The following is an 11,031-nucleotide window of genomic DNA, read 5'->3' as shown; positions in this document are numbered from 1 at the left end:
TGGGCGAGCACGAATACCGTCGTGGCCACCGTCTCGGCCACCGGCTCGGTGACGGCCGTCGCCACCGGAAATGCCGGTGTCACGGCGACGGCCGAAGGGCAGAGCGGCACGGCGAACGTAGCCGTCTCGACGCCCCCACCGTCGGGGAACTGGCCGAATGAACCAGCGGGCTTCCGCACCTTGACCGATGTGAATTGGTCCACGCTCACGCCGGGCGGCGGTTGGGACAACAACACCGGCACGCGCAACGCGGCGATCACCGCCGATGCGGCAGCGCCGTTCTCCCCGCCGAGCGTCTTTCAGATGACGTTCCCGCAGGGGTTCGCGGGCGGCTCGGATCCGGTGAAGTATTGGTTCGACGCGCCCAATAACGAACAGCCGACGGAGCTGTATTATGCGCAGTGGATCAAGGTCTCGAATCCGTGGCAGGGACATTCGTCCGGAGTGAACAAGATCATCTTCTTCAACACCGGCAATACCACGGAAGCGATCCTCATGGTGATGTTCGGCAGCAGCACGCCGTACCGTCTGCGCTATGAGATCGAGTTCAATAGTGCGACGTATTGGCTCAGTCAGAATGTGGCCAATCCGGAGTTCACGTTAGGGACGTGGCATCTGGTCGAGGTGTACATGAAGTACGGCGCGGGCTCGACGGGGACGTTCCGCTCGTGGTTCGACGGCGCGAAGGTGATGGAGTACACGAATATGGCCTACCCGAACAACGGGTTTGGCGAGATCCAGGTCGCGCCGGTCTGGGGTGGCGTCGGTGACACGAAGAGTGAGACCGACTACTACTGGATTGATCACACCCACGTCAGCCGGCCGTAACACGCAGCCAGGCAGGGGCGAGCTCACTCGACGGATCTGAAGGTTCTGATCCCCCAGGGTTAGCTCGCTCCCTGCTGTGTCCGTCCCATTCGTGTTTCGAATCGCAGCTGGACGGCGGCCTCGCATGAGCGTCCAGCCGGCGTAGTCGTTCCTCGAGAGATTCCACAGTCGTCGCGCACGCGACTGGAAGCGTTGCGGGGTTGCAACAGTCGCGCGGACGCCGATGCCGCGAGCTGACGCTCAGCCTGAGTCCATCGTCTGGCAACTCGCCATCGTGCAACGCGTTCGCAATTCAAGGAATCTCGTTTCGAGGAGCGGGACTGGCTCTGGCTGTCGGCATCGTTGCTGCCAATTGCGCCTTTGCCTCCTCCCTTATTCACCCGCTGTGACGGCTTATCCCTATGACGAACGCAGCCGCCGAATCTTCCCTGATCGAGTTTAGTCTGACCAGTCTAGCTCCGGCTTCGCACAGGACGATGCGTTACCGGCATCGGACGCCGCTCGATCGCGGCACGATTCGCCTCTCGGTCTTGATTCCCGTCTACAACGAGCGACACACCATCGAGCTTATCCTCGAGGAGGTCTACAACACGAGCGTCGCCAAAGAGATCATAGTCGTCGACGACTGCTCCACCGACGGAACTCGCGAGCTCCTCGAGGGACTGCTCGAGGCAGGCCGCATCGATCGCCTCCACCTTCAGCCCGTGAATCGCGGCAAGGGTGCCGCCATTCGCCAAGCTCTCTCGATGAGCACCGGCGATGTGGTGATCGTGCAGGACGCCGATCTGGAGTACGACCCCGACGATTGGCATCAGCTGCTCGAGCCGATCATCGACGGCCGAGCCGACGCATGCTTCGGCTCGCGCTTCCTCGGCGGTCCGCACCGGGTGCTCTACTTCTGGCACTCGGTAGGAAACAAGCTGTTGACGATGTATTCGAACATGCTGACGAATCTCAACCTCACCGATATGGAAACGTGCTACAAGGCCATTCGCGGTGACTTAGCGAGGCAGGTGGTTTTGCCCAGACTAACAACGGATCGATTTGGATTCGAGCCGGAGGTGACCGCACGGCTCGCGCAGGCTCGAGCCCGGATCTTCGAGGTGCAAATCAGCTACAGCGGTCGCACGTACGCGGAGGGGAAGAAGATCAACTGGCGCGATGGCATCGCTGCTTTCTGGCACACTACACGGTTCAACTTCAATCGACCCCGTTAGCGAAATGCAATCGCGCACAGCTACGACGGTCGTCTATACATCTGCAAGCGACGCGACCGATAAGACTCTTGCCCGAGCACTGCCGACGCGATGGCCGCTAGTTCTGATTTTCACCGCGGGACTCCTATTGCGCCTCGTCGGACTTGGTCGGTTCCCAGGCGTGATGGCTGATGAAGGGCTTTGGACCGAGTCCAGCAAGAACTACGTGCTCTATGGTGACCGGTTCATGGATCGTCTCACGCATGCGCTGTTGTCACCCTTTTTTCACGTCTTGTCGAGTGCTGTGTTCGCGGTTAGCGGGCCGAGTATCGCCGCCGCGCGCATCATTAGCGCCCTAGCCGGCGCCGCGTCGCCAATTCTTTTCTTCGTACTGATCCGGCGAATGACCGAGCGACGAGATCTGGCACTCTGGGGCGCGCTTCTCTTCAGCGTCTCTGAGTGGGCCGCGTTCACTTCCCGTGTCGCGCTCATTGAATCACTTCAACTTGCGCTCATTCTCCTGACGATGGTCCTGATCACATTCGACGGGTGGCGAATGGCCGTGTTGGCGGGAGTCGCGTTCAGTCTGGTACTGCTCACGAAAGTAAATGCCATCTTTGCTCTCGCACCGTGCACCGTGCTCCTCGCACAGCACGCTAGGACGAATACGCACGAGAGTGATTCGAAGTCGCCCTGGAAAAGGGTCGCTCTCCGTTCATGTGTCTTCCTGGTCGTGTCGTTAGGCGTCGCCGGAGCAATCTACGGATTGCTTTACCTTTCGTGGCCGGTCGAATTCACTCGAGCATTCAAATACGAGTTGGACGGCAAGCACTTCGAAGCCCTGTCGCATCCGTTGGTTCGCGTCGGCCGTTTCGGGATCGATCCGATATTCGCTGGACGCACACTATTGGCATTGTTTCGCGAAGAGCCATTCTTTCTGGTGCTTGCGTCGCTTGGTCTCGTCGTTGCGTCTTATTTGCGCCCACGAGGGTCGCTCTTTTTTGCTGCGTGGTTACTGATCGGAGGCGCTTACTTGCTGACGCAGATGTTCCAGCCGCTCAGGTACTTCTATCTCATCTTCCCTGCAATTCTTTTTTTCGCCGTCGTGGCGATCGACGCGATCTCCAGCCCGAGGGTGCCTTTGACCGCTCGACTTGTGCGCCCTCAGACAGCGGCGATCTCACTGATCATCGTATTTGAACTTGCTTATTTCGCTGCCAATGGCATTGCGAATCGTGGCGGCGGGTATGCCAATGTTGTCGGATGGATGCAGGAAAACACGCGGCCAGCTGACCGCGTGCTCGCGTCCGCACTCCTTTCCACCGACCTGAAGAACCGATCGTACCAATTCTATCGACTGCTCGGATCTCCGCAGGATCTAACGAGGGCGACACAGGACTTCCACATCAAGTATGTCGTGGTCGACACGAGCGAGTGGTCGCTCGCTCTTCGGTCTGAAGTGGCTCGTCGATTTCGGCTTGTCCGGCAATGGCCGAATGGCGCCGTGTACGAGGTTCCTGGCTTGTGAGGTCTTATTGCGTGGACGTACGCCACTGCGCCCGACACACTCGTGAAAGCAAGGCTCTTTAGCGTGACTGAGCGCTCGATTAGTCGTCGCACCACAGAGCGAGCCGCATTGGTATCTGCTCCCTCGGAATCGCATCCGCTACACGGAGGATCGACCACCTCGTAGAGGCTGGCCGACATGGCAAACCCGGCGAAAGCCGGCGACGCAAAGCTCCGAGGCTACAGCGCCGTGAATCGCGCCAAGCCAGTCGAGCCGCCGAACCATACCTGTGGGGAGCAGATGAAGAACATGATTGCCGTGTGGAAGGGTGACACAGCGCGTCATCGGGTCGCGGTCATCGCATTGATCTCGGCCGTTGCCTGCTCGAGTCCCTCGGCTGCATCCAAGCAGTTAATTCCACCGGGGGACTGGCCGAACGAGCCAGCGGGGTTCCGCACCTTGACCGACGTGGATTGGTCGACGCTCACGCCGGGCGGAGGATGGGACAACAACACCGGCGCTCGCAACGCGGCGATCATCGCCGATGCGGCAGCGCCGTTCTCCCCGCCGAGCGTCTTTCAGATCACGTTCCCGCAGGGTTTCGCCGGCGGCGGAGAGCCCGTGAAGTTCTGGTATGACGCGCCCTCGGGCGAGCATCCAAAAGAGCTCTACGTCGCGTTCTGGTTAAAGATTTCGAATCCGTGGCAAGGGCATTCGTCCGGGGTGAACAAGGTCATGTTCCTCGACACGGGCAGCAGCACGAATGCGCTGCTCATCGTGGTGTGGGGTTCCAGCGCGCCGTACCACCTGCGCTATGAGGCCGAACTCGACGCGACGGGACAGCCGACGTACTGGCTCAATCAAAATGCGAGCAACCCCGAGTTCACGTTAGGTACGTGGCATCGGGTCGAGGTCTACCTGAAGTACGGCACGAGCGGCACGTCCGGCGACGGAATTCTGAAGTCGTGGCTCGATGGAACGCTCGTCATGAATTACTCGAACATGAACTACCCCTACGACGGCTTTGGCGAGATGCAGTACGCTCCGGTCTGGGGCGGCGTCGGGGACACGAAGAGCGAGACCGACTACTTTTGGATCGATCACACCCACATCAGCCGGCCGTAAGAACCGGCGCCGGCGGATCGGCCGCCTCGCTCGGTCGCAGCTTCGATAGCTCGCAGCAGTCGCTGTGAATCGTGAGCCCAATTGTATCGCTCGAAGACCGCCCGGCGACCGGCTTCGGCACACGTTGCTCGAACATCGGAGTCGAATAGCCGCGTGATGGCGAACGCGAGGTCCCTGCTGTCCCGCGACCGGAAGACTTCACCGGCGCCGGCCTCGCGAATGATGCGCGCTGCTGGCGCGGCATCGGATGTCAGGACAGGTAGCCCAGCGCCCATGTAATCAAAGAGCTTGTTCGGGATCGTGGTGTTCCAGGCTTCGGTGGCGCGGTGGGGGACTATACCAACGTCGGCGCGTGCAACAAGTCGCAACGCATCACGATACGGAACGAAGCCCACGAACTTCGCTTCCGTTTGCAGTCCGAGCGCATTCGCACGATGGCGCAGCAACTGCTCGTCGCGTCCAGAACCGATAAACGTGCAGTGCACGGCGCGCTGTTCGCTGCGCAGGATAGCGAGGGCCTCCAGGACCTCGTCGATCCCGCGCGGTATCTCGATGAGGCCGAGATAAATGAGCTCGAGCGGACGCGTGGGTGAACGATCCTTCTCTGATAGCGTCGGCAGCCGGGAGAGAAATGGAGTGTTCCTTACAACACTCACGCGCGTCTCCGGCACGCCGGCGCTGATAACTCGGCGCGCCGATTCCTCGACAACTGTGATCACGTGGTCAACCCGAGGAAGACAGTAGCGCTCGACAGCCGCTACGGCAGTTGGGTTTCTCACAAACCAGTCGAGAGCGCTTTGGCGACTGACATTCCAGATGTCTCGCATCATGGCAGGGTAATTCTCCGCCATGTCGAAGACGACTGGTACTCCGAAGCGACGCCCGACCCAAAGCGCAGTCGGACACAGGGGAAGATCTCTGGCGATGATCACGTCCGGCCGAACTGTTCGCACCGTTGCCGAGAGCAGCGATACCCATCGCGGATTCACGAACGCCGGGAAGCCGAGCGCGGCATCGAGGCGTTGGCCTAACGACTTGAGCGGCCGCATCCGGTGGACGAGACCTTCGGGCAACTGCTCTCGTGTCGGCCCCCAGGTACGGTTTCGCGCGACGATATGCACCTCACAGCCGGCATCGGTCAGTGCTCGACTGACCTTTTCAGTCCGCACGTCGGGAGTGGGGTAGTCGCCATCGTAGATGTGCACGATGCGCAAGCGACGACGGGTGACCGTGATTTGCGGCTGGCCGGCATCTGTGTCGCTTTTCGCCAGACCAACCGTCATACGACAGCGATCTCCTCGTCGGCCACTTCTCCGGTCTCGGCCTCCGGCGCTTCGGTGCCATTGCTGAAAGACGCGGCTACGGTTCGTGCAAGCTCCGCCGCCCGCCGCGTGTCATAGGTCTGCGAGGCAAAGGCCCGCGCGATATTCATCGGCGGCGTTCCCGGACGCAGTATGCGCTGTGCGGGAAGCGCGAGCCACGAGAGCAGTTGGACAACGGCTCGCGGTAGCCACAGGACGGATAAGTCCGGATTGGCGCTGCGCAGTCGAGCAACCAGTTCGCGGCGCGTCGGCAGGTCTGGTGTGAGCAAATTAATAACTCCGGGCGCCTCCGCCACGTGCATTGCCATCCACGCAATCGCATGACCGGCAAAATCGACATCGACCGTACCGACCTTCGACCGTCTGGGCCCAACGGCAACGAAGATATTGCCGAGGCGCTTCCCGATTCTGCCCGGTGGCTCGAAGCGGTTGTAATCGATGATGGCGCCTGGACGAACGATCTTTATATCGAGACCGAGTTCCGCACCAAGCTCTGAAGCGATGCGTTCCGATTCGAGCTTTCCCCACACGTAGGGTCCGCACCGTTCGCGTGCTGCTTCCAGTGAACTGGTCTCGTCGAGCGGCTTACGCGGAGGGCTGGACGCGAGCACGGCGAGACTACTCACGTGCACCACGCTACGGACGCCTGCCTTTGCCGCGACGCGGAGAAGCCGATCGGTTGCGCCAATCGAGTTCCGCTCGTGCGCCGCTTTCCCGCCGGCTGTCTCCGCGGCGCAATGCACGATGACGTGCACGTCCTCCATGGGCTGAGCGTCCAATTGGTCGGCGAGGTCGCACGCGACGTACTCGACACCCGCAATTCGCTCCCACTCCGAGGGCAATCTCCTCGCGAGTACTCGCACCCGAGCGCCGCGCGCGTTTAGTGCGCGCACAACCGAGCGGCCCAGGAAACCCGTTCCGCCCGTTACGAGAACGCACCGGGACGTCGCCTCGATCGACGAGGTTTCCGGCCCTTCCGTAGTTAGGCGCCCCGCGATATCCCCGCAGATCCTCACCGTGTCGAGAATCTCCTCGGGTGGTGTCGGCGACGGGCCTCTCGCCCCGATTGATGCGTAGTATCTCGAGAAGATCTGCGTGAGACCGGGATAGCTGCGCTGCCGCTTCAGCACGCGGCCGCCCAACGCCTTGCTTGTTCCAACGCCAAGTTGCCACGCCAGACGAAATGGCGCCAATGCCTTATCGATACCGGAGGTACCGGGTCCGATCTGGCGCTGAAGCGTTCCTCGCACAAAGTCGGCGTGGAGAGTGCCATTCGAGCCGACGACTCTGACATAACTCTCGATCGGCCTGCCCTCCAGCGTGACAACTAGTGCACCAGTCATCCCTCCGCGCCTAACGAGCGCGTGGACCGTTCCTGCCGGTCCGACCTCGACGTGCGTCAGCTCAGTCTCTCCCGGCGAGTTCGCGGCCAGAATCCGAAGCAGTAGGGACACGGAATGCGGAAGAATGTCGACGAGCTGCTGATCGGCCCGAAGGGGAGCGCGACCGTCCGGCGAGCGGCGGACCGTTCGAAAGGAGAAGTAGCTCTCCACGTGTACCACCTGTCCCAGCAGGGGCAATGCCTCGAGCAACGCACGCGCGACCGGCTCGAAGAGCAACTGATGACCGACGCAAGCGCTCACGCGGTGCGCGGTCGCGAGCGCCAAGAGACGTCTCGCCGCATGAACCGTCGTGACGAAGGGCTTCTCGACGTAGACGTGACATCCGGCGTTGATTGCCGCCGTTGCCACCGCCTCGTGTGTATCGGGAGCCGTGCACACGTGAACGACGTCGGGACGGACTGCGGAGAGCAGCGCATCGACCGACTCGAAGGCCTGCGCCGCCGGATACGTGTTAAAGATCGCCTCGCGAGCCGATGCCGATGGATCCGCCACTGCCACCAGGCTTGCTGAGGGACCAAGTCGTGCGATGGCCCGGGCGTGATGCCGGCCCATCTTGCCCGCTCCGATGAGAGCAACGCGTAGCGGAGGGTCGATCGTGTCGGGAGTTTTAGTCACTGGCACTTGGAATGTCGATTCTCGATGTGATGGCAAGGCCTAATCAGAGCCAACGCTCTCTCCATGATTGAAACATCATGACGGCCCACATTCCGAGCGCGCCATAACGTCTTCCATTCAACAAAGCATCCCACGCCTGACCTACTGCGTTGGGATTCAGTAATCCCTCACGCGCGAGCCGGTCCGGTGCGATACAGTCCTCCGCCCATTCGCGCAACGGACCGCGAAGCCATTGGTCAATCGGTACGGACAATCCCATCTTCGGCCGGTCGAGGAGCTGACGCGGAACGTATCGATAGAGGACCTGCCTAACGGGCCACTTACCTTCTCCAGCGCGGATCTTCAAGGAAGCCGGAATCCTCCACGCATATTCGACGAGGCGGTGATCGACGAAGGGAACGCGCACCTCGAGGCTCGCCGCCATACTGACGCGATCCACTTTCGCAAGCTGGTCATCGGGCAAATAGGTGAGCTGATCGGCGAGCATCATGCGATCGATTAGACGTGCTGGCTCGTTGCCCTCCAGGACCTCCTCGAGGGCGCCTCGTGTGAGTCGGTCATCGATCAATATCGAGCTCGGTGACTGCCAGGCCGAGACGAGCGAGCGGTACATCGCGGCCTCGGAATCGGTCCTCATGAAGCTGCCGATCTTCTGAAGCCGATCGCCCATTCCGCCACGCGTCAGCCTGGGAGCCAAAAGCGATTCGAACACGCCGCGACGGGAGCTGTGGGTCGAGGATAATGTGCCGATGTAACTTGCTAGAGCGCGTCGCGCTCTTCGTGGCACCCGAGCGGATGTACGGAGCATCCGCTCGCCGACCGTATAGCGGTTGTAGCCACCGAAGACTTCGTCGCCACCATCTCCGGACAACGCCACGGTGACGGAACGACGCGCTAGTGCGCAGATCAAATAGGCCGGAATCTGCGATGTATCAGCGTGCGGCTCGTCGAACAACTCTGGGAGTTTCGGCACGACGGAGAGCACCTCCTCGTCGGTGCATAACAATTCCGTATGGTCAGTGCCGAGGTGTTGCGCGACGAGGGCAGCGTGATGTGCTTCGTTGTAGTCCTGTTGCTCGAATGCAACCGAGAATGTCTTGACCGGACGCATCGACCTGGCCTGCATCAAGGCGACCACGGTCGACGAATCAATTCCGCCGGATAAGAACGCACCGAGCGGAACGTCGGATTGTAAGTGCGACGAGACCGTGTCGGCCAGCAGCAACTCGAGCTCATCGAGGAGCTCAGGAAGCGGGGCCGAAATCGGATGCTCGAGACCTCGCAGTGCCGCCTCGCGGGCCGACCAATACGGCACCGATGCGGGCAGCGGTTGCGCCGGATCAGTGATCGTTAAGACATGACCCGGCGACAGCTTTTGCACGTACTGAAAAATCGTTCGCGGCGATGGAACGTAGAGGTATCGCAGGTATTCACCGATCGCAGCCAGATCCAGCGTACGATCGAACTCGGGGCCAGCGATTAACGCTTTGAGCTCGGAGCCAAAGCTGATCAGTCCATCCTTCGCGTACACGAAGAGCGGCTTGATGCCAAGTCTGTCTCGAATGAGTGAGAGTGTTCGCGATTCCGAATCCCAAAGCGCAATCGCAAACATGCCGCTCAACCGCTGCACTGCCGCCGTAACGCCCCAGAGCTCGAAGGCCGCGAGCGCTACTTCAGTGTCGGATTGCCCCCGAAAGCGACAGCCAGCCTGGCTCAGCTCCCGGCGCATCTCGCGATAATTGTAAATCTCACCGTTGAAGACGATCGTGAACCGACCACTCGCCGATGGCATCGGCTGGTGGCCGGTCGGAGAGAGGTCGAGGATCGATAGGCGCCGGAAGCCCAACGCCAAGCTGGTACTCTGATCGCAAAAGATTCCGCTGTCGTCGGGGCCACGGTGAGTGATCGCGTCTGTCATTCGACGCGTGATCGCCTCGAGCTCGTTTTGCTCGAAGGTTTTGGCGCTGAGGATTCCGGTTAGTCCGCACACGCAGGCCCGCGAATGCAAGGCTGACGCCGAACGCGGATGAGTGGATTCCGTGGAAAGCGAGGACGCTAAGTCGCTGTCGCGACGCGCACTTCGTTAAGACACAAAGCTCCTGTGACGCGGCGATCCGGCGTGCCGCTGTCGAGGTCACGCCACAGTGCGGCGAACAGTTAGAGCGCGGCCCCTCCGCCAGGTTTGCGGAGGGGCAGAGAGTGCCCTTCTATGGCCGGCTGATGTGGATGTGATCGATCCAGTAGTAGTCGGTCTCACCCTTCGTGTCCCCGATGCCGCCCCAGACCGGCGCAATCTGGATCTCACCAAACCAGTTGTTGGGGTAGTTGATGTTCGTGTACTCCATCACCTTCGCGCCATCGAACCACGAGCGGAACGTCCCCGTCGAGCCCGCGCCGAACTTCATGTACACCTCGACCAGATGCCACGTCCCTAACGTGAACTCCGGATTGGCCACGTTCTGACTGAGCCAAATGGTCGGATCGGTCAGTTCCAGCTCATAGCGCAGGTGGTACGGCGCGCTGCTGCCGAACATCACCATCAGCACGGCTTGGGTGGTGTTGCCGGTGTTGAAGTAGATGATCTTGTTCACGCCGGACGAATGGCCCTGCCACGGATTCGAGACCTTGATCCACTGCGCATAATACAGCTCCGTCGGCTGTTCGTTATTGGGCGCGTCGAACCAATACTTGACCGGGTCCGAGCCGCCAGCGAAGCCCTGCGGGAACGTGATCTGAAAGATCGAGGGCGGGGAGAACGGCGCCGCCGCATCTGCAATGATCGCGGCGTTGCGCGTCCCGGTATTGTTGTCCCATCCCCCACCCGGCGTGAGCGTCGACCAATTCACATCGGTCAAGGTGCGGAAGCCCGCTGGTTCATTCGGCCAGTTCCCCGGCGGTGGGGGCGTCGAGACGGCTACGTTCGCCGTGCCGCTCTGCCCTTCGGCCGTCGCCGTGACACCGGCATTTCCGGTGGCGACGGCCGTCACCGAGCCGGTGGCCGAGACGGTGGCCACGACGGTATTCGTGCTCGCCCA

Annotated in this window: 8 protein-coding genes and 1 riboswitch; of the genes, 4 read left to right on the top strand and 4 right to left on the bottom strand. The window is 61.2% G+C overall.

Features of this window, described 5'->3' with window-relative positions:
* From VGH98_24640 to VGH98_24625, 4 genes are all read left to right on the top strand, one after another.
* On the top strand, positions 1-828 hold an 828-nt coding region (locus VGH98_24640; GenBank protein ID HEY2379192.1), incomplete at its 5' end, for an Ig-like domain-containing protein.
* A 476-nt stretch (positions 829-1,304) separates the two neighbouring features.
* Positions 1,305-2,045, top strand: a complete 741-nt coding sequence (locus tag VGH98_24635) for a glycosyltransferase family 2 protein (protein HEY2379191.1) — start codon at positions 1,305-1,307, stop codon at positions 2,043-2,045.
* A gap of 163 nt (positions 2,046-2,208) precedes the next feature.
* The gene (locus VGH98_24630) at positions 2,209-3,552 is read left to right on the top strand and encodes a phospholipid carrier-dependent glycosyltransferase (protein ID HEY2379190.1); all 1,344 of its coding nucleotides are present in this window, start codon (positions 2,209-2,211) and stop codon (positions 3,550-3,552) included.
* A 169-nt stretch (positions 3,553-3,721) separates the two neighbouring features.
* Positions 3,722-3,812, top strand: a riboswitch (cyclic di-GMP riboswitch).
* A complete protein-coding gene (locus VGH98_24625; GenBank protein ID HEY2379189.1) occupies positions 3,781-4,656 on the top strand; it encodes a hypothetical protein in 876 nt (291 codons plus the stop codon). (Overlaps the previous riboswitch by 32 nt.)
* Here the strand turns inward: VGH98_24625 and VGH98_24620 are convergent.
* The 4 genes from VGH98_24620 to VGH98_24605 form a co-directional block, all read right to left on the bottom strand.
* A complete protein-coding gene (locus VGH98_24620; protein HEY2379188.1) occupies positions 4,632-5,939 on the bottom strand; it encodes a glycosyltransferase family 4 protein in 1,308 nt (435 codons plus the stop codon). The genes VGH98_24625 and VGH98_24620 overlap by 25 nt on opposite strands.
* Positions 5,936-7,996, bottom strand: coding sequence for a Gfo/Idh/MocA family oxidoreductase (locus VGH98_24615; GenBank protein HEY2379187.1), 2,061 nt, complete (start codon positions 7,994-7,996; stop codon positions 5,936-5,938). The genes VGH98_24620 and VGH98_24615 overlap by 4 nt, the downstream gene beginning before the upstream one ends.
* Positions 7,997-8,039: 43 nt before the next feature.
* Positions 8,040-9,986 (bottom strand): asparagine synthase (glutamine-hydrolyzing), encoded by a 1,947-nt coding sequence (gene asnB / locus VGH98_24610; GenBank protein HEY2379186.1) that lies wholly within the window; start codon positions 9,984-9,986, stop codon positions 8,040-8,042.
* A gap of 217 nt (positions 9,987-10,203) precedes the next feature.
* Positions 10,204-11,031, bottom strand: an 828-nt coding sequence (locus tag VGH98_24605; protein HEY2379185.1) for an Ig-like domain-containing protein, incomplete at its 5' end; no start/stop codon positions are given.

The organism is Gemmatimonadaceae bacterium (genome assembly GCA_036496605.1).
Taxonomy (GTDB): Bacteria; Gemmatimonadota; Gemmatimonadetes; order Gemmatimonadales; family Gemmatimonadaceae; genus AG2.
This window is presented reverse-complemented; position numbering and strand designations above follow the sequence as displayed.

Coding starts and splice junctions, on each gene's coding strand:
- VGH98_24620 (HEY2379188.1), bottom strand. CDS start 5,939: ATGACGGTTGGTCTGGCGAAAAGCGACACAGATGCCGGCCAGCCGCAA.
- VGH98_24635 (HEY2379191.1), top strand. CDS start 1,305: ATGCGTTACCGGCATCGGACGCCGCTCGATCGCGGCACGATTCGCCTC.
- VGH98_24630 (HEY2379190.1), top strand. CDS start 2,209: ATGGCTGATGAAGGGCTTTGGACCGAGTCCAGCAAGAACTACGTGCTC.